The organism is Mucilaginibacter sp. GW821-FHT07G05, from assembly GCF_059418565.1.
In genome coordinates this window covers 726,011-743,852 of the sequence record NZ_JBWKQC010000003.1, presented here as the reverse complement: position 1 = coordinate 743,852, position 17,842 = coordinate 726,011, and the positions used below count along the sequence as shown (strand labels likewise).

The following is a 17,842-nucleotide window of genomic DNA, read 5'->3' as shown; positions in this document are numbered from 1 at the left end:
GAACTTCCAAGTGGAGGCCCTCATTGAATGATCAAAATTATTAAATATTATTTGCTTTTAAAGACAGTACCTCTACGGCTTTGCCGTAAAGAGGGTTGAAAACAATAAAAAGGAAAACCCTCTTTCCGCTTGCGGAGAGAGGGTCGACGAGCGCAGCGATGTCGGGGTGAGTTAAAATTGTTTAGTTTTCAAGTTTATATAGGAGATTCTTAGCTTCCCTATCAAACAAGCTCCACTCAACCACGTTATCATAACATGATATGTGCCTTAATATACGACCTTGATAATACCGTGTATCCGGTTAAATCTATTTCGGATGAGTTGTTTGCCGATCTGTTTAAGCTGATCGACAACGACGATACCATCAGCAATACTGATAAGCAACTGGCGAAAGAAGAGGTAACCCGCCGTCCGTTTCAAAAGATTGTCGATCAGTTTGGCTTTAGCGATGAACTGGTGCAGCAGGCCAAAACACTCATCAGCGGATTAACCTATCATAAGCCTATCTCTGCATTTGATGATTATCGATACGTAAAAAACCTTACGGTTGACAAGTTTTTGGTGACTACCGGTTTTATCAGGATGCAAACCAGTAAGGTAAAGTGGCTGGATATTCAAAAAGACTTCAGGCAGATCTATATTGTTGATCCCGAAACTACGAGCAAAACCAAGAAAGATATCTTCACCGAGATCCTCGAAAAGTATAATTACAGCAAAGAAGAAGTGCTGATAGTTGGCGATGACCCCGAATCTGAGATCAGCGAGGGTAAACTCATCGGCTTAAAGACAGTACTATATGATCCCGGCAGGAAATACAAAACCACCGAAGCCGATTACCAGATCACTAATCATCAGGAGATAACGCAACTATTGCTGATGTAACATTTGTTTGCTTTTACTTTTGAATGTGATAAATTCATGCTAAACACATCAAAAACAATTTGTTACCTTTATTATGCCCAAGTATAAAACAAGATTATGAAACATTTGCAGACAGCCATTGTACCTACGCTTAACGTGAAAAACGGCACTGCGGCAATTGAATTTTATCAAAAAGCTTTTGGGGCGGTAATTTTAATGTCGAATACTGATCCTGATGGTGCGGTTGTTGCCGAAATGGCTATTAATGAGGCTCGCTTTGTTGTGGCAGATGAAGCACCCGATTACGGCAATTTAAGTCCGGACACGCTGGGTGGCACACCGGTACGCATAGGGTTACTGGTTAATGATCCTGATGTTGTTCAAAACCAAGCCGTACGTTCCGGAGCAAAAGAAGTATATGCCGTGGCAGATCAGCATTATGGTTACAGGCTGGGCCATATTATCGATCCGTTTGGGCATCATTGGGAAATTTTTACGCCATTGGCTCATTGACGCTTCAAACCTTATCATACCTTTACTATCGCCTAACAAAACATCCCCATGAAACGCATTACCTACCTTATCGTATATCTGTTAATAGCTAATACCTGCTTCGCACAGCAAGTACCTGCCAATATAAAAAGCAGCTACAAGCAAATTATACAGTTAATAAATCAGGGCAAAGCAGCCGAACTATCTAAATTGGTAATATATCCGCTTAATCGTCCTAATCCGCTGCCCCCGTTAAGGAACGCCAATGAATTCATCGCTAAATTCAAGCTTATTTTTGATAATGCTTTTAAACAGAAACTAAAGTTGTATAACGATACCGTAATTATGGTTGATAACAATCATACGCTCTATGGACTGGTAGGCGGCACATTCCGTGGTGAAATATGGCTTAACAGTAAAGGGCAGATAACCACACTAAACTATAGCTCCAAAGCCGAAACAGTGCTTAAGGATGCCCTTACTGTAAAAAATAAGAAAAGCGTTCATCCAAGTATTAATTCGTGGGAGTGGAATATTTTAATAGGCAAATCGGGCAATTTGCTGTTGCGTATAGATTATACTAAAAAAGGAGTAAGATATGCCTCGTGGAGCAAAGGGCGTACAATGGATACCAAACCCGACCTCATACTTTACGGCACAGAAGAAGCCGAAGGCACCGCAGGCGGCTGGACATGGACCTTCAAAAGCGGTGATTGGAATTACATAGTACACGATTGGCAAATGTGCCAAACAGCTGATGAATGTGGCTATTTCCTAAACATTAGCAATAAAAAGAAAGAGCTTAAACCCATCAAGCTCACCCGCATTCAATAAAACCTTACCGCTGCTGCAATACCCGCACCGTAACCAGCAACTGCCCTAAATGGCGCATGGTATGCTCGGCAGCATGCACATACAGGCCTATCACGGTTGAGGGTACACGTGCGCGGCCAACATATCGTGTTTCGGTTAACGATGCTTCGTTGGTATTACTCAACTGTTGCAGCGCCTTATCTACCTGTTTATTAAAAGCGGCTGTAAGTTGGGCAACACTGTATTGTATTTCGGGCAGTTTACCTTCGGCGGCCAGGTATTGCAATTGTTCTTCGTTAAGCATTTCATTATTAGCATAGGTAAAAAGCCGGTCGAGTACTCCCGTAAGGTGTTGCAAATGGAAGGCCGGAGACGCTAAACCGGCAGGTTTTTCAGATAGCTTATCCTTGGGAAAATCGGTCATTAATTCGTTCAGTTCTTCACGCGCCTGCAATAAAGCATGCGCAACAGGCTGTAACAGCGGCGCAATGCCATCAACAGGGCCTCGCTGCCATACTTCGGGTAATTTGTTGGTTGCCATATTGCAAAGCTAAAAAGCTTTACGGCGCTAAGTATTTATTAAATGTAATTATATATCACCTATACTTCATATTATAATATGGTATAGGTATTGCTATACACGGTACAACATATTTACCATTTATGATAAGCTATACAAATAATAAAAAAGGCTTCCTGTTTTTACTGGCGGCCATGCTGTTTACCCTAACCTTTCAAAGTTGTAAAAAAAGCAGATCAGATATGGGCAAAGAACTCGCCCACATCACCAAAAATAAAGTTTTTAAAGAAGTTACCCCCGAAGGCTTTGCCCCTGTGTTTGAAAAAGCGCTGGCCGAAAAAAAATCGACCCTGGGCAATCAACAACTCATCGCTTCGTTTTACGCGGGTAATGATTACGACCCGGTGCTGATTATGGAACACCTCAAAAACGGCGACCTGAAAGTACTGAGCGACTACCTACGTCGTGCCAACGAACATGGCATCAAACCCGAAACATTTCAGGCGGTTGAACTGAAAGATCTGTTGGATAAGATCCACGATAAAAAGAGCATTAAAACCGTAAACGATGCTTACGAAACTATGGCACAGCTGGAACTGGCGATTGCCAATTCACTTATCAAATATTCAAATGCCATGCAGTATGGCCTGGTCAGTCCGCGTAAGATATATGCCCGTTACTATACTGAAACCAAACGCCCCGACAGCACTTCTATGCTGCACGCCTTAAAGGTTACCGCGTTAAAGAACTATTTGGATAGCATCCAGCCTAAAGACCCTCAATACAAACTAATGCAAAAGGCCTTGGCCGAAGGCATTACCGCACCCGAAATAAGCAAGGAAGAAACCCAGCGTTACCTGATTGTAAGCCTGGAGCGCCTGCGCTGGAAGAACAAGCCGACTGCCAATAAATACGTTGTTGTAAACATACCCGACTACAGGCTTGATGTAATGGAGAACGGGAAATCGACCCTTAACATGAAGGTTTGTGTGGGTGAAGGTCGTAATATGGATAACAATAACACTTTGGTGGAGTATGATGAAAGCGATAAGATAGACCGCCCATTCTCGCGCGAAACACCACAGCTGAACAGCGTGATCAACAGCGTGCAGGTAAACCCCATCTGGAATATTCCGCAAAGCATAGCCAATAAAGAAATTATGGTGGAAGCCGCGCAGGATCCTTATTACCTATCTAACAAAAACATTGATGTATACAAAGGCGGTAAAAAGGTGGATGATCCGGAAACCATCGACTGGGCTAATGCTTCAAAAAGCGAATACGATTTTAAACAACGCCCCGGTGATGATAATTCGTTAGGAAAGATCAAATTCCTGTTTAAGAATAGCAGCAGCGTGTACCTGCATGACACACCCGCACAGCTGGCATTCGGACAAACCATGCGGGCTGTAAGCCATGGCTGTGTACGTTTAGAAAAACCGCAGGACTTGGCACTATCATTATTTGGTGAAGGCAACAAATATCAAACCATAGCTAAAGATATGAAAGAGGATAACCCCGAACCAACTAATATCGCGTTACCCAACAAAACCCCGGTATACCTTACTTATATTACCTGCTGGCCTGCGGCCGATGGTACGTTACAGTTCAGGCCGGATGTGTATGGTTTGGATGTTGTGTTGTATGCCCACATGAAAAAGATGCTTGCCGTTTAATAAGCGAAACATATTATAATAAAACAGCCCTTAAGTTTTTCTTAAGGGCTGTTTTGTTATGTTTGGATTTAAAATTAAAGTTTTGCCATGGTAACGCCTGCACTGTCGGGATAAAGGAAGTGCTCGGCCAGGGTTTCATCTAAATACTTTGATGAATAGTTGTTAGTTCTCCCGGTGATGAACAGCATGTTTTTACCTTTAATGGTGTTGATCACCATATCAGATACTTCTGGCGATACAGCAGGGCAACCCTGACTGCGGCCTAACCTACCCATTTGCTTAATGGTATTTTCGCACACATATTCGGCGGCGTGTACAACAATGGCACGTGCACGGGCACTGCTGTTGTAACCGGCATCTACGCCGTCCAATCTTAACGAGCGACCATGTTTACCAATGTAAATATCATCTGTTACATAAAAACCAAGGCTGCTTTGATGCGAATGGTTAATGTTAGAAAAGCTGGTAGCCATATCATCGCCGCTGCCGCGTCCGTGAGATACCCAGGTATTAAGCAACAGTTTTTTAGAGATCAGGTCAACTATCCACATGCGTTTTTCGCGGCTGGGTTTGTTAAAATCAACCACGGTAATTACGCTGCTGTTTGATGATAGCTTGTGCGCCAGTTTAAGGTTGATGTAGCCTGTAATTGCTTTTTGCAGAACGGCCATATCCATGCCTGTTTGTTGTAATTGCGCGGTATTATAAATATCGCTGATGTACTGGCCGAAAAGTTCTTTAGTAGTAAAAGTAGTTTTGGTACTGTTTTTAATGTTCGATTTTACTGCATTTGCAGGCCTCCAGCTGATAACGCTTATTGAGCATATCAAGAAACCACAGATTATCCACCAAAAATATTTCTTCATATTCTTTTAAAATTAGTTACAATAATTTATAAAAGCAAACAGACTTAGGTATTGAGCAAGAAACGCTGTTGTGAATTGGATAGTACAAAGATAGGCAAAAATTAAGCAATAATGTCACAGCAAATTCAGAAATTTATATTTTTAAGAAAATTTATTATCCAATAGTTTGTTTTAGGGTATAAAGGCAGCAGACTTTCATACTGAAGAAGATCACTCAATACGTTTCGGGATGACAGCTTGGGGATAGGCTCCTTCTCCCGTCAGCAAACAGCTTCGGGCGAAAGCGGGCAGAACTGTGGAGGCAATGAGCGTAAAGGCGGGCATAGCGAACTTGTTGCATGCGGGCAGGAAATGAGCGAGCGGGCAAAAGTTCCAGCCCTGAAGTTCTGCACGGTTTGCAGGGTAGTGGCCTTGTGCGGCAAGGAAGCCTTTTGCTGGACTTGCGTTTTTGCTACTTTTGGGGCATAGCCAAAAGTAGTAGCCCCTGCGGCAATGAGCAGACTGGCTTTAATAACAGCACAAGCTCAAGCCTAAGTAGAGATTGCTTCGTGCCTCGCAATGACGCAGGTTTATTTAATGAGCTCAGAAAGCGACGAGATTGCTTCGTACCTCGCAATGACAATACTTTATAACCAACTGATTATCGAATCGCATTACATATTCTACATTAATCTTCTCTAAACAAAAATGCCATATCCCGGAAGCAATAACTCCCAAAACATGGCATTTAAAGTAAATGTATTTAAGCCGGTTTATTTAACCCATTTAACTTTCGCTTCCAACGGGGTAGTTCTTTTACCTTCGGGATGCTGATCGGTATAGCCTAAGTAAAGCAGACCTAATACCTGGTCTTCTTCGCCTAATTCTAAAAACTCTTTCAGGCCCGGTTTAAGCGTCATGCCGCCGGTGCTCCAGAATGAGCCGATGTTTAGCGCGCTGGCTGCAAGCAGTATGTTTTGTATAGCCGCTGATGCCGCCGCAACTTCTTCTACAACCGGTATGTTAGGGTTACTGCCGCGTTTCATGCTGGCAATTACCACGTGCGATGCATTGTTACCAATTGTTTTCAGGTTGTTGTAAGTAGCTTCCTTAAAATTTTCGGCAGCGATGTGTTGTTTGTATAACTCGGCATGTGCTTCGCAAAACTGGGTAGGATCTTCATAGATCACAAAACGCCAAGGCTCGGTGTAACCGTGGGTTGGAGCCCAGTCGGCAAGCTCTAATAATGCTGCGATATGTCCGTTAGGAATTTTTTGACCATTCATCATGCCGGGCTTAATAGTACGGCGACTTTTGATGATGGTTGATATAGTTGAAAATGTGTTGCTATCCATAATATTTGTGCTTTTAAACGGGGCGAAATTAGGAATTTAAAATGGATGAAGGAATAACACAACCTAATTTAAAGTCCTGTAATCATAATAATCGGGGGATTTGGCAGAGAACATCTTCATTTTTGATCGCTTTATCCTTTTGGATATAGTAAAGGTTTCTTTCTCCAAAAAATCAATCAAAATTGGGTAATTATATTTTCGGCTGATGTTTACAAGCTTACCGTTTTTATAAGTAAAAAGATCGACAACCCAATAAGCATGGTCCTTGTACGACAAATAATTACGGGTTATTATCTCAAATTTATGATCGCCATTAAAATCCCGTTCAGGCTCGTCAGAAAAAGTGTCATAAATAATACTCTTAAATTGATTATTACCTGTATTGAACAGGTAAATTTTGTGCATTACACTGCCTGCCAAACCACTTCCATTATTTCTTACGCTTAGTTTAAAATCTAATAAGCCATTTCCATCAATATCGGCAATATAGAGAGTATGGAGATCCATCATCATCTCAGAAACATCGAGAGGCGCAACAATTTTAGCTGATAACTTATTATTAAAATACAATAGAAGATTACTCTTATCAGTTAATCCCTTTTCAAGTACAACAAGCTTATATTTTTTGTACTTAGCTGTACCTATATACGTTTTATCAACCTTACTTTGAGTTGCAATAACGGGTATTTTGATGTACTTAACAGCCGGATATTTTTCAAATGGATATTGCGCAAAACAAAAATTTGCGAACAGCAACATTAATAAAATGAGTATTTGTTTTTTCATTATTCACTCACATTATCAATATATATTCTCACCAATTAATAGATCGGCGGGTACTTGGTTGGATTGCTTTCGCTCATCATGCCGTAAACCGCTTCGATAACATCATCCAGTGATGGTTTGCTGAAGTAATCACCATCTGAACCATACGGCGGGCGGTGATCTTTAGCTGTTAGCGTGCGCGGCTGGCTATCCAGATGGTAATAGCCATTTTGGTTCTCTACTATTTTTTGGAGAATATAAGCAGAGCCTGCTCCCGGCAGGTCTTCATCAACCACCAATAACTTGTTGGTTTTGCTTAATGATTTTCCGCAGGCATTGTCGGTATCGAAAGGATACAGCGTTTGCGGATCTATCACTTCTATATTGATACCCAGCTTCTCCAGTTCATCCACCGCTTCCATTACAATGCGCAGGGTTGAACCGTAAGATACTACGGTAATATCACTACCTTCTTTCAATACTTCGGCCTTGCCTAAAGGAACAGTGAACTCACCTACGTTGGCCGGTAATTTTTCCTTAAGGCGATAGCCGTTGAGGCACTCTACTACCAGTGCTGGCTCTTCGCCACGCAGCAGGGTGTTGTACATACCGGCAGCCTGTGTCATGTTACGCGGAACGCAAATGTGTAAGCCACGCATAGAGTTCAGTATCAGACCCATTGGTGAGCCCGAATGCCAAATCCCCTCTAACCTGTGCCCACGGGTACGTACGATCAGGGGCGCTTTTTGTCCGCCGCTGGTGCGGTAGCTTAAGCTGGCCAAATCGTCGCTCAATACGTTGATGGAGTATAACAGGTAATCCATGTACTGAATTTCGGCAATCGGCCTCAATCCACGTATTGATAAACCTACCCCCTGCCCTATAATGGTAGCTTCGCGGATACCGGTATCGGTAATGCGCAGATCGCCATATTTGTTTTGCAGACCTGCAAAGCCCTGGTTAACATCGCCAATGGCACCTACGTCTTCGCCGAAGGCTACAATTCTTTTATCGCGTTCAAAATTGGCATCAAAGCAAGCGTTCAATACTTCGCGACCGTCTAATAATTTAGCATCCTCATCATATTCAGGCGCTACCACCGGCACATTCAAAGGCGACTGCGGCGATTCGCTGAACAGTTTTGAGTTGAAACGATCTTTATTGCGGGCGTTCTCGGTATTATACCAATTCAGCAGTTCGTGCCTTTCGGCATTATTTTCAGTTACGGTGATGCGCAATGCCTTGCGTATGGCTTCCATAATATCCTTACGACCCGGATCAATGCAGGCACGTAAAGTGGCCGTAATAGCCGATAACTCCTCGTTTTTACCGGAATACAAAGCCAGCTGATCTATCAGTTTAGAAGCCTCATCAAGTTCAGTCTTTATTTCATTGCTGATCTCGTTCCAGGCTTCGCGCTGGCATTCGCGTACGTGCTTTTTGGCAGCGGCTTCCAGTTCGTCAATCTCCTCGGCAGTAGCAATAGCCGAGTTGATCATCCACTGGCGCATTTGCAGCAGGCAATCGTACTCATCTTCCCAGGCCAAACGCTCTTTTGATTTATAACGCTCGTGCGAGCCCGAAGTAGAGTGGCCTTGCGGCTGTGTCATCTCGGTAACGTGGATCAATACCGGCACATGCTGCTCGCGGCACATCGTGATAGCACGTTCGTAAGTTTCGCAAAGGGCAACGTAATCCCATCCGCGTACCTTAAATATTTCGTAACCATTGGTACCCGGCATTCTTTGAAAGCCTTGCAGCACCTCTGATATATCTTCTTTTGTAGTTTGCAGTTTGGCGGGTACCGATATGGCATAAGCATCATCCCAAATAGAGATGGCCATAGGCACCTGCAATACGCCGGCAGCGTTAAAGGTTTCGAAAAACAAACCCTCGGAAGTGGAGCCGTTACCTAAAGTACCGAAAGCTACTTCGTTGCCGTTAACCGAAAAGTTATCGAAACCGGCCAGTTCTTGATTTTGCCTGTATAGTTTTGAGGCATAAGCCAAACCCAGTAAACGCGGCATGTGCCCGCCCGTGGTCGACATATCTGAAGAGCAGTTCATGCTTTCGGCCTGGTTGATCCAGGTACCATCGGGGTTGATGAAGCGGGTAGCGTAGTGGCAGTTCATTTGCCTGCCGCCCGATGCCGGATCTTTCTCCACATCGGGGTGGGCATACAGCTGCGCGAAAAACTCCTTTAGGTTGCTCATGCCGGTAGCGAACATAAAGGTTTGGTCGCGGTAATAGCCCGCGCGCCAATCGCCCTTGCGGAACATCTTGGCCATAGCTATCTGCGCAACCTCTTTACCGTCGCCAAAAATACCAAACTTAGCCTTACCCGTAAGCACCTCACGACGACCAAGCAGGCTGGCCTGTCGGCTTTCGTAACCTACACGGTAATCATTGATAACTATGCCTTTGAAATCATCAAAACTAAGTTCAACAGCATCAGGCTTTCCGGTATTATCAAGGGCAGTTTCTGGCATATATAATTCTGTTAGCGCGGTAAAATTATGAAATTCTATTTTGTAATTGGCAATATTTACATTCAAACAATTAACATTTGCTTTTTGATTTATAATAATTAAGTATATTTGTTTAATCAATTCAATAGAATGACTATGAAAAAACTGATATTAATTTGCGCGGTTATATTCGGCTTCGCATACTCAGCTTCGGCACAAGATACCAAGGCCGAAGACGACTCTAAACCGGAATTTAAATTTGTTGAAGAAAAACACGATTTCGGTAAAGTTCCGCAAGGTACTCCTGTATCAACCGTATTTGAATTTACCAACGTAGGTAAAGAGCCGTTGATATTATCAGACGTAAGGCCAACCTGTGGTTGCACCATTGCTGATTACACTAAAACTCCGGTTAAAAAAGGCGCTAAAGGCAATATCAAAATCACCTATAACGCTGCTGCCGTATCGCCGTTCAACAAAACCATTGTTGTAACCTCGAACGCTAAAACACCACAGAAGAACCTGATAATCATAGGGGAAGTTGTAGCGAAAACTACAAGCAGATAAGTTTTCCCTTATATATGCTATTGCCCCGGCATAGGGGGCTTACAAAGGGGGCACGAACATTCGTGCCCCCTTTGTTGTTTTATTAATAAAATTGTAAATAAGCAAAATTGTTACCCGTTTGCTTTACTTGTTTTAATAGCTTTGCAGATGCCAAAAATTTCGCAAAAAGGGCTCAGAATGCCCGCCTCGCCTATTCGTAAACTTACCCCCTTCGCTGATAAGGCCAAGCAGGAGGGCAAAAAAGTTTACCACTTAAACATCGGCCAGCCCGATATTGAAACGCCCGAAGGCATGCTGAATGCCGTTAAAAATATCGACTTTGATATTTGGGCCTATACCCCATCAGAGGGCACGCTATCGTACCGTAAAAAGCTTACGGAGTACTACAATAAATTAGGCTATAATATTGATGCCGGTAACATCATTGTTACTACCGGTGGCTCGGAAGCGATAACCATTGCCATGATGACCTGCCTTGACCCGGGCGATGAGGTGATCATCCCTGAGCCGTTTTACGCCAACTACAACGGTTTTGCCAGCCAGAGCGATGTAGTGGTAAAACCGATATTAGCCTTTATTGAAAATGATTTCGCGCTGCCCCCTATTGCTGAATTTGAGAAACTGATCACCGATAAAACCCGCGCCATTATTATTTGCAGCCCTAACAACCCTACCGGTTATTTGTATACCCGCGAAGAGTTAGAGGCGTTAAAAACTTTGTGCTTAAAGTACGATCTGTTTTTGTTTTGCGATGAAGCCTACCGCGAGTTTTGTTACGATGGCCGCGAATTTATATCGCCCATGCACCTCGAAGGTTTAGATGAGCACGTAATTGTAATGGATACCGTCAGCAAGCGGTACAGTGCATGCGGTGCCCGTTTAGGCTGCCTCATCACCAAAAACAAAAACGTGTGGAACACTGCCCTTAAATTTGCGCAGGCCAGGTTAAGCCCGGGCATGGTAGAGCAAATTGCAGGCGAAGCCGCCGTTGATACACCCGATGAATACTTCATCAAGGTAAATAAAGAATACACCAGCAGGCGCGATACCCTGGTAAAAGCGCTCAACAACATTGAAGGCGTGTACTGCCCTAACCCGGGTGGCGCATTCTACGTAGTGGCTAAACTGCCTATTGATAATGCCGACAAGTTTTGCCAATGGCTGCTTGAAGAATTTAGCTACAACAACCAAACCGTAATGCTTGCCCCGGCAACCGGCTTTTACAGCAGCGCCAATACCGGCCTCAACGAAGTGCGTTTTGCCTACGTTTTAAACAATGACGACCTTAAAACCGCCATCGTTTGTTTAGAAGAAGCGTTGAAAGCATACCCAGGCCGCACGGTACACAGTGAGCAACTGGCTGCAGGAAAATAAACTTTTACCGTGGACGGTTGGCAGTTAGCGCATATTAAGTATGTAAACCGGTTACTGCAAACCGTCCACTGTAATTTATTTACTATATTTGCAGTCTATTTAATTGCATACTGCTCCCGGCAAGCAACAAATACAAAAATGGGGTCGACCGGAATTGACAGGATGGAGATAAGTAAGTAAGCATGCAGCGCGTTGGGTGAATTAGCGCTAAAATCTGAACGCTCAAACTTTCAAATGGCGAAAATAACTACGCCTTAGCTGCCTAATTTAGAATTAGCATAGCTTTTGTCCCGCCGGTTTTCCGTTTCATTGGATCGGCACCAGGGGCATCGAAAAATGAAACTGGCCTGCTTAAGGTGCGCACAGCGGGCGAGATAAAGCACCTACGGAAGACGGTACAGGTAAGCAACTGACCTTCCCCTTCCCGACAATTTAACAGAAGCTAAGCATGTAGAAAGCTTACCTTATACCATGTTTGGACGAGGGTTCGAATCCCTCCGGCTCCACTTTTACAGCCTTAAAATAGGCCAAAACGCTATAAAACCCGGTTTTATAGCGTTTTTTTTATGAATTATACCTCAAAAGAAGTCAAAAATGCTCAACGTTCTGGAGACCTATTCGGAGACCTCGAAAGGTTTCTTACCTTAGGTCTCTGGAAACGCTGTAATCTACTGTATTTCAATGTGTTATTTAAGATAAACTCATTAAAAACGGTAGTGTAAAGGACTAATTTTTTCACCTTTAATAGCACTAAAAATGACCAAATCTTTTGCCCTTTTGTTTCAGATGAAACGAACTAAGGTGTTACCCAATGGAAACGCCCCAATTTATCTACGGATAACTATTGATAGTGAGCGAGTTGAGATCGCAACTAAGAGAAATGCCCCTCCTGATAAATGGAATACTATCGCCCAAAAAGTGATCGGTAACACTGATGAAGCCAAATCCGTCAACAACCATTTAAAAACGGTTGAACAAAAAGCCTATGAAGTTTATAGGGAAATGATCGAGCGGAAAATCGCCATCACCGCGCAAACCTTTAAAGACCGTATGAACGGCATTGAAGAGGAAGTTGTTTGCCGTATGTTGATCCCAATCTTTGAAGATCACAACAGGCAGGTTGAGGCGCTGATTGGAAAAGAGTATGCACCTGCTACAGCCATTCGTTATCAGACCACAATTAAACATGTGAAAAACTTCTTAAAATGGAAGTATAAAGTATCTGATATAAATATTCAGGATTTAGACCATGAGTTTGTAACATCCCTTGAATTTTATCTTAGAACTGTAAGGCATTGTAATAATAACTCAGCTGTTAAATATATCAAGAACCTAAAAAAGATAATACATATATGCGTGGCTAATAATTGGCTGGTACGCAGCCCTTTTATTAACTATAAAACGAAGATCAAAGAAGTAATCAGAGATTTCTTATCAAGCGACGAGCTGGATTCGATTAGTGAAAAGCGCTTTGTTTCAGAAAGACTTAACCAAGTTCGTGACGTATTTTTGTTTAGTTGTTATACAGGCCTGGCCTACGCCGACGTGAACAAATTGAAACGTTCTGAAATAAGCACTGGTATTGATAGCCAGAAGTGGATATTTACAACAAGACAAAAAACTGATACTGCTTCCCGCATCCCTTTGCTGCCCGTGGCCCTTGACCTATTGAAAAAGTATGAGGATTATCCGGCATGTATTAATGAAGGGAAATTGCTGCCAGTTTTAAGTAATCAAAAAATGAATGCCTATTTAAAAGAGATAGCTGACGTATGCGGCATTGAAAAAGAATTGACGTTTCATATCGCCAGGCACACGTTCGCCACTACGGTTACGCTTGCCAACGGGGTATCTATAGAAAGCGTTTCAAAAATGTTGGGACATAAGAATATTCGCACTACCCAGCATTATGCAAAAATTTTAGATAGTACAGTTAGCCGGGATATGGATATGCTTAGAGGTAAGATGGAAGCAAAAAAATCTACCGTCCTTAATAAAGTCACCAATCAGTAATGGTTAGTAAATTAAACAACTTGATATTCCAAATTGGAACATCAAGTTGTTTATAATGGCAAGCCCAATCTTGCTTTTAAAAATTTCAAGTCCGACTCGGATAAACTCGGAGTAAATTCCAATACCATTCGCTGATTTTTGTTAAAAAAAACACCTACCTCGTACATGAGGTGTGAAGTTTTTTCAAGCAAGACTTTCACTTTTGTGCTAGTACACAACAAATCATTGCATTAAAAAAAACACATAAGTTAGGTACGAGTGGTGAATTTATTTAAACAAAGGGTACAACTTTGTGCAAAGGGTGCAGCCTGAGGTTGGACTTGTCTAATACCATATCGCAATAGGTTTAAGTTTTAACAAATAAAAACGAATATTTATTATGGCAGCAGAAATTATCACCAGGGAAGATTTGCAAGAGTTTGGAGAACGATTGATAAATCAAATGAAAGCTTTGTTGGGCGGCGGCTCAACAGAGGAACAGAAAAAGTTTTTAAAGAGTTACCAGGTTAAGAATCTTCTGAAAATTTCCGACAACACCCTGCAAAACTTGCGGCAGAATGGAACTATACCATTCACTAAAATAGGTGGCATCCTTTATTACAATTATGAGGATATTATGAAAGTTTTGAGAGGGGAAGTAAAAAGCAAACGTATTAGCTTCAGTAAATAAATGTGTGTTCATCTGTTAGGAGCAAGCCATGTTTTCGCTACGCTTAAACGGCTTGCTCCTTCGGAGTAAAATTGATTTTGCACTTCGTTTAAAATCTAAAATCATGGGAAGGCCAACATTGCAAAAGGAAGAAAAAAGAATCATACAAGTGAATATCCGCCTGACAAAAGATGAAAATGATACCGTCTTAAATTATGCCGAAGCTTCTGGAATGACCCCGGCAAACTGGATCAGGCAGAAAGCTTTTACAGGAAGATTTCCCACTATAAAGTTATCGCCTGTAAATGCCTCGCTTTACCGTGAGCTGCACAAGGTTGGCGTAAATCTCAATCAAGCAGTAAAGCAATTACACGCTGGCAAATTATCACCGGCCTACCTTTCTATCCTTTTAGGATTAATAAAAACGCAGAAGGATATTTTAAACTGTTTACTGAAATGACAGCGGATCAGGTTAAAGGGAAGGGTTTTAGAGGAGCACTTAATTATAATCTTGAAAAAGTAAATAAGGGTGTAGCAAAGTGGCTTGATACTTCATTTGCACAACACAACGAGCGGACAATTATGGATGAGGTAAAAATGATACGGGTATTAAGGCCCAATTTGGCAAAATACTTTTATCATACCTCGGTTAACTTCCCGCCACATGAAAATTTGAAGGATGAGCAAATGGTAACCATTGCCGAAGATTATCTGGAAGCAATGGGATTTGACCAACACCAATATGCAATCTTCCGTCACTTTGATGCAGACCACCCCCACATGCACATTTTGGTTAACCGCATTGGTTATGATGGTACAGTCCTTTCCGATAGTAAAGACTATCAGCGAAGCGAACAGATACTGCGGAAGTTAGAAAAGCAATACGGATTAACAGAAGTAATATCCAGTCGCCAGGCAAAGGAAAGAGCGATGACTAAGAATGAGTTGGAAATGATGAAGCGGACGGACGAGCCATCTGTAAAAATGAAATTACAGGTTACTATAAAAAACATACTAAGTCAAAAGCCAACCGCAGAGCAATTTATCAAGCTTTTAGAAGCACAGGGTATTAATGTTTTATTTAACCAAGCCAGCACAGGTTTCGTAAGCGGCATATCATACGGTTATGAAGATATGCAGTTCAAAGGCGCTCATTTAGGGAACGCTTACAAATGGCAGGCTATAAAAAATGCTATCAATTATGAACAAGAAAGAGATCGCACAGCAATATACCAGGCAAATGTTAGGACAAGAGCCAACCAGCCTGAACGAATCGGACAATCAATCTCTACCGGAGCAACCCAGCGAACTATCGCAGATACAAAAGTTACTGCCGGAAATAGAAATGATGTACAGCAGGGCACTGGAAAATTACAGGATCAAATCGGAAAAGCAAATAGAAACAACAGCAAGGCGGCTCAATCAATTGGAGAGCACGGCGGCCAACCTATCATTTCAAATACAAAGGATCGTGGCGAGCGCGGAGCAGATCTATCAATCCAACAATCGGGTCGGCAGCAGATGGGTAATTCGGCTATACCTGGTGGCGATTTTGTCGGGGATTTGCTCGGCGTTAATAACAATGCTGATAATATGGATCAAAATGCGGTGAATCAGTTTAAGCGTAAGAAGAACAAGAGGCGTGGACACAGATTATCCTAACAAATTAATTACTTATTTAAAAGAACTTTGTATATTTACTTTTTGTGTAACGATAAGCCTCATTTTTTAGGTCTTATAATGACACTCGAAGTAATAATGGCACATAGCGTTTACATATCATCCAACCTTACACAGCAACAACTTGAATTCATGAAGTTGCTGGATGACTATGAAATTGAGCTATTTCAATTCGATGAGATTGAAAACCAAATCAATAGAAAGTTCGATAATCTTAACGAGGTTCTTGAGAACTTAGTCCATAAAGAATTGATTTCCCGAATTGAGCGAGGTAAGTTTTGCAAAGTTAACTTCCGTGATGAAAATGTTATCGGAACATTTGTAGTGAAAAATAGTGCTGTAGCTTATTGGTCAGCTTTAAATTTACACGGGCTAACCGAGCAATTTTCAAACACCATATTTATTCAGACTACACATAGGAAGGAAGATAAAACCCTTTTAGGAACTCCCTATAAATTTATCACTATAAATAAGACTAAGCGTACTGGTATAATATGGAATGGTTACGGCAATACAAAATATCCTATAACGGATATTGAAAAAACAATTGTAGACTGTTTCGATCAGCCGCAATATTCAGGTGGTTATGCTGAATTAATAAGGGCTTTATCCCAAGCAGATATTAATGCTGATAAAATTATTAATTATTGTAAGTCGGTCAATAATACTGCTGTTACCAAAAGAATAGGATTTTTGACGGAGTTATTCGAAAAGCCTTTAATGAAGAAGTTTACTGATTTTGCAAAAGCTCAAGTAAATGGAAAATACAACCTGCTCGATCCACAGGGAACAGAGAAAGGTGAATTTGTGGCGAGTTGGAAGTTGAGATTAAATATCAGCAAAGATGAATTGCTTAACCTATCAGATAAACAATACTAATGATACTTAAAAAGGAAATAGAAAAAATTGCCCTGCAAGAAAATGTATCGCGTAGTACCGTAGATAAAGATTGGATATTAGGTCATTTCATCGATGCAATATTCTCTATGCCATTATGCCGGGATAACCTTGTTTTTAAAGGTGGAACCTGTTTAAAGAAGTGTTATATACCCGATTACCGATTTTCAGAAGACCTCGACTTCACTTCTATAAACCCTGACTTTGCATTAGATCGGAAATTATTACAGGAAATAACAGAGCTAATAACACAGAGAACAGAAATTCCTTTATTTATTGATTCTATAAAAGAACTGAAACACAAGGAAATGCCTACCGGCTATGCAGCAATCATTAAGTTTTGGGGTGCTGATCATTTAAAGAACCAGGCACCACCTCCACCGGAAAGATGGGCAACGAGCATAAAAGTAGAGATCATTCTTTATGAAAAAATGTTGTTCCCGGTTAGCTTGCGATCTATAACACATGCGTATTCTGATAAACTGGCCTTAGCGGATCAAACCATCCCATGCTATGATTTGCGGGAAGTAATGTCAGAGAAATTAAGAGCGTTAATACAACGTTCTTATTCTGCCCCGAGGGATTACTTTGATATATGGTATCTATCAAAAAAGCTCACTGAAATTGAATGGCCGGTAATAGTAACTGCATTTCATGAGAAAATGAAGTTTAAAAAATTGGAGTTTATTGGCATAGATCAGTTTTTAAATGATGATGTTGATAAAAAACTTACAGGTGCGTGGAAAAATAGTCTTGCCCATCAAATACCTAATGAACAATTACCGCCTTATAATCAGGTGAAAGAAGATTTGTTAGTGCTTTTTAATAAAATATTTTATTCTTAAATTACTAATATTTTTAGTAAAA

At 41.6% G+C, this 17,842-nt stretch carries 17 protein-coding genes and 1 other RNA gene; 13 read left to right on the top strand and 5 right to left on the bottom strand.

Going from position 1 to position 17,842, the window contains the following annotated elements:
- Positions 1–255: 255 nt before the first annotated feature.
- The 3 genes from AC07NA_RS11230 to AC07NA_RS11220 all read left to right on the top strand — a co-directional run bounded on the left by AC07NA_RS11230 (position 256) and on the right by AC07NA_RS11220 (position 2,187).
- Positions 256–882 carry an HAD family hydrolase gene (locus AC07NA_RS11230; protein ID WP_494897657.1) on the top strand — a complete coding sequence of 209 codons (627 nt, stop codon included), beginning with the start codon at positions 256–258 and terminating at the stop codon, positions 880–882.
- 96 nt (positions 883–978) lie between these two features.
- On the top strand, positions 979–1,374 hold the full coding sequence (locus AC07NA_RS11225) for a VOC family protein (protein ID WP_494897656.1): 396 nt from the start codon (positions 979–981) through the stop codon (positions 1,372–1,374).
- 48 nt (positions 1,375–1,422) lie between these two features.
- Positions 1,423–2,187 carry a hypothetical protein gene (locus tag AC07NA_RS11220; RefSeq protein WP_494897655.1) on the top strand — a complete coding sequence of 255 codons (765 nt, stop codon included), beginning with the start codon at positions 1,423–1,425 and terminating at the stop codon, positions 2,185–2,187.
- Positions 2,188–2,191: 4 nt separating this feature from the next.
- Here AC07NA_RS11220 and AC07NA_RS11215 read toward each other — a convergent pair whose 3' ends face one another.
- Positions 2,192–2,707, bottom strand: coding sequence for a DinB family protein (locus AC07NA_RS11215; RefSeq protein WP_494897654.1), 516 nt, complete (start codon positions 2,705–2,707; stop codon positions 2,192–2,194).
- Positions 2,708–2,829: 122 nt separating this feature from the next.
- On the opposite strand from AC07NA_RS11215, the gene AC07NA_RS11210 reads away from it, so the two are divergent.
- Entirely contained in the window at positions 2,830–4,362 is a 1,533-nt protein-coding gene (locus tag AC07NA_RS11210; RefSeq protein WP_494897653.1) for a L,D-transpeptidase family protein, read from the top strand.
- A gap of 74 nt (positions 4,363–4,436) precedes the next feature.
- On the opposite strand, the gene AC07NA_RS11205 is transcribed toward AC07NA_RS11210, so the two are convergent.
- From AC07NA_RS11205 to AC07NA_RS11190, 4 genes are all read right to left on the bottom strand, one after another.
- The gene (locus AC07NA_RS11205) at positions 4,437–5,228 is read right to left on the bottom strand and encodes a murein L,D-transpeptidase catalytic domain family protein (protein WP_494897652.1); all 792 of its coding nucleotides are present in this window, start codon (positions 5,226–5,228) and stop codon (positions 4,437–4,439) included.
- Positions 5,229–5,980: 752 nt separating this feature from the next.
- Entirely contained in the window at positions 5,981–6,562 is a 582-nt protein-coding gene (locus tag AC07NA_RS11200) for a nitroreductase family protein (protein WP_494897651.1), read from the bottom strand.
- A 63-nt stretch (positions 6,563–6,625) separates the two neighbouring features.
- Positions 6,626–7,348, bottom strand: a complete 723-nt coding sequence (locus tag AC07NA_RS11195) for a hypothetical protein (protein WP_494897650.1) — start codon at positions 7,346–7,348, stop codon at positions 6,626–6,628.
- 35 nt (positions 7,349–7,383) lie between these two features.
- Positions 7,384–9,816, bottom strand: a complete 2,433-nt coding sequence (locus AC07NA_RS11190; RefSeq protein ID WP_494897649.1) for an alpha-ketoacid dehydrogenase subunit alpha/beta — start codon at positions 9,814–9,816, stop codon at positions 7,384–7,386.
- Between the two features lie 135 nt (positions 9,817–9,951).
- Here AC07NA_RS11190 and AC07NA_RS11185 point away from each other — a divergent pair, with 135 nt between their 5' ends.
- The 9 genes from AC07NA_RS11185 to AC07NA_RS11145 all read left to right on the top strand — a co-directional run bounded on the left by AC07NA_RS11185 (position 9,952) and on the right by AC07NA_RS11145 (position 17,820).
- Positions 9,952–10,362 carry a DUF1573 domain-containing protein gene (locus AC07NA_RS11185; RefSeq protein WP_345210377.1) on the top strand — a complete coding sequence of 137 codons (411 nt, stop codon included), beginning with the start codon at positions 9,952–9,954 and terminating at the stop codon, positions 10,360–10,362.
- Between the two features lie 147 nt (positions 10,363–10,509).
- Entirely contained in the window at positions 10,510–11,736 is a 1,227-nt protein-coding gene (locus AC07NA_RS11180) for a pyridoxal phosphate-dependent aminotransferase (RefSeq protein WP_494897648.1), read from the top strand.
- Positions 11,737–11,876: 140 nt separating this feature from the next.
- Positions 11,877–12,245, top strand: a transfer-messenger RNA (tmRNA) gene (gene ssrA, locus AC07NA_RS11175).
- Positions 12,246–12,492: 247 nt separating this feature from the next.
- Positions 12,493–13,749 (top strand): site-specific integrase, encoded by a 1,257-nt coding sequence (locus tag AC07NA_RS11170; RefSeq protein WP_494897646.1) that lies wholly within the window; start codon positions 12,493–12,495, stop codon positions 13,747–13,749.
- A 379-nt stretch (positions 13,750–14,128) separates the two neighbouring features.
- Positions 14,129–14,419, top strand: a complete 291-nt coding sequence (locus tag AC07NA_RS11165; protein WP_494897645.1) for a helix-turn-helix domain-containing protein — start codon at positions 14,129–14,131, stop codon at positions 14,417–14,419.
- 28 nt (positions 14,420–14,447) lie between these two features.
- On the top strand, positions 14,448–14,858 hold the full coding sequence (locus AC07NA_RS11160; RefSeq protein ID WP_494897644.1) for a plasmid mobilization protein: 411 nt from the start codon (positions 14,448–14,450) through the stop codon (positions 14,856–14,858).
- Positions 14,855–16,060: a relaxase/mobilization nuclease domain-containing protein gene (locus AC07NA_RS11155; RefSeq protein ID WP_494897643.1), complete on the top strand. Its 1,206-nt coding sequence runs from the start codon at positions 14,855–14,857 to the stop codon at positions 16,058–16,060. Before AC07NA_RS11160 ends, AC07NA_RS11155 begins: the two co-directional genes overlap by 4 nt.
- A 150-nt stretch (positions 16,061–16,210) precedes the next feature.
- Positions 16,211–16,957, top strand: a complete 747-nt coding sequence (locus AC07NA_RS11150; protein ID WP_494897642.1) for a type IV toxin-antitoxin system AbiEi family antitoxin domain-containing protein — start codon at positions 16,211–16,213, stop codon at positions 16,955–16,957.
- Complete coding sequence (locus AC07NA_RS11145) at positions 16,957–17,820, top strand: nucleotidyl transferase AbiEii/AbiGii toxin family protein (RefSeq protein ID WP_494897641.1); 864 nt, start codon at positions 16,957–16,959, stop codon at positions 17,818–17,820. The genes AC07NA_RS11150 and AC07NA_RS11145 overlap by 1 nt, the downstream gene beginning before the upstream one ends.
- Positions 17,821–17,842: the final 22 nt, after the last annotated feature.

Bases quoted from the DNA above. Each gene is read 5' to 3' on its own strand.
- AC07NA_RS11230 (WP_494897657.1), top strand. From the start codon at position 256: ATGATATGTGCCTTAATATACGACCTTGATAATACCGTGTATCCGGTT.
- AC07NA_RS11225 (WP_494897656.1), top strand. From the start codon at position 979: ATGAAACATTTGCAGACAGCCATTGTACCTACGCTTAACGTGAAAAAC.
- AC07NA_RS11220 (WP_494897655.1), top strand. From the start codon at position 1,423: ATGAAACGCATTACCTACCTTATCGTATATCTGTTAATAGCTAATACC.
- AC07NA_RS11215 (WP_494897654.1), bottom strand. From the start codon at position 2,707: ATGGCAACCAACAAATTACCCGAAGTATGGCAGCGAGGCCCTGTTGAT.
- AC07NA_RS11210 (WP_494897653.1), top strand. From the start codon at position 2,830: ATGATAAGCTATACAAATAATAAAAAAGGCTTCCTGTTTTTACTGGCG.
- AC07NA_RS11205 (WP_494897652.1), bottom strand. From the start codon at position 5,228: ATGAAGAAATATTTTTGGTGGATAATCTGTGGTTTCTTGATATGCTCA.
- AC07NA_RS11200 (WP_494897651.1), bottom strand. From the start codon at position 6,562: ATGGATAGCAACACATTTTCAACTATATCAACCATCATCAAAAGTCGC.
- AC07NA_RS11195 (WP_494897650.1), bottom strand. From the start codon at position 7,348: ATGAAAAAACAAATACTCATTTTATTAATGTTGCTGTTCGCAAATTTT.
- AC07NA_RS11190 (WP_494897649.1), bottom strand. From the start codon at position 9,816: ATGCCAGAAACTGCCCTTGATAATACCGGAAAGCCTGATGCTGTTGAA.
- AC07NA_RS11185 (WP_345210377.1), top strand. From the start codon at position 9,952: ATGAAAAAACTGATATTAATTTGCGCGGTTATATTCGGCTTCGCATAC.
- AC07NA_RS11180 (WP_494897648.1), top strand. From the start codon at position 10,510: ATGCCAAAAATTTCGCAAAAAGGGCTCAGAATGCCCGCCTCGCCTATT.
- AC07NA_RS11170 (WP_494897646.1), top strand. From the start codon at position 12,493: ATGACCAAATCTTTTGCCCTTTTGTTTCAGATGAAACGAACTAAGGTG.
- AC07NA_RS11165 (WP_494897645.1), top strand. From the start codon at position 14,129: ATGGCAGCAGAAATTATCACCAGGGAAGATTTGCAAGAGTTTGGAGAA.
- AC07NA_RS11160 (WP_494897644.1), top strand. From the start codon at position 14,448: ATGTTTTCGCTACGCTTAAACGGCTTGCTCCTTCGGAGTAAAATTGAT.
- AC07NA_RS11155 (WP_494897643.1), top strand. From the start codon at position 14,855: ATGACAGCGGATCAGGTTAAAGGGAAGGGTTTTAGAGGAGCACTTAAT.
- AC07NA_RS11150 (WP_494897642.1), top strand. From the start codon at position 16,211: ATGAAGTTGCTGGATGACTATGAAATTGAGCTATTTCAATTCGATGAG.
- AC07NA_RS11145 (WP_494897641.1), top strand. From the start codon at position 16,957: ATGATACTTAAAAAGGAAATAGAAAAAATTGCCCTGCAAGAAAATGTA.